This window comes from Mesorhizobium sp. M4A.F.Ca.ET.020.02.1.1, assembly GCF_004022645.1.
Lineage (GTDB): Bacteria > Pseudomonadota > Alphaproteobacteria > Rhizobiales > Rhizobiaceae > Mesorhizobium.
The window spans coordinates 1-400 of sequence record NZ_RZOI01001426.1 but is presented as its reverse complement, the minus strand read 5'-3'; the positions used below and the strand labels follow the sequence as shown (position 1 = coordinate 400).

General features: G+C 70.5%; 1 pseudogene. It reads left to right on the top strand.

The window, feature by feature from the left end:
- Positions 1-400: pseudogene (locus EN742_RS38565) on the top strand (hypothetical protein); the annotation flags it as partial.

Here is a 400-nt window from a genome sequence, read left to right as displayed (position 1 = left end):
CCAGTGGACCCGCGGCTATGAGGACTGGTGCAGGGGACATGGGCTGGAAGACCTGTCTGGCTCGTGCCGGCTGCACCGCGCCGAGGTGCTCGGTGTCCTCGGCACGCTGAAGGAGGCGGAGGCACTGGTGCGCGCGGCGCTCGACCAGCTGGCGCTCGACGCGCCCTGGGCGACGGGCGATGCATTACGCGTGCTGGGCGACATTCATCTCGCGGCCGGAGAATTCGCGGAAGCGGAAACAGCCTACCGCGCGTCGCACGCGGCGGGCTGGGATCCGCAGCCCGGCCTAGCGCTGCTGCAACTCGAGCAGGGCCAAGCGGAGGCCGCTTTCAGCGCTCTCGAGCGGTCTCTGGTGGGGAACGGCTGGCCGACCCTGCAGCGGCGAGGCATAGTCCTTGCC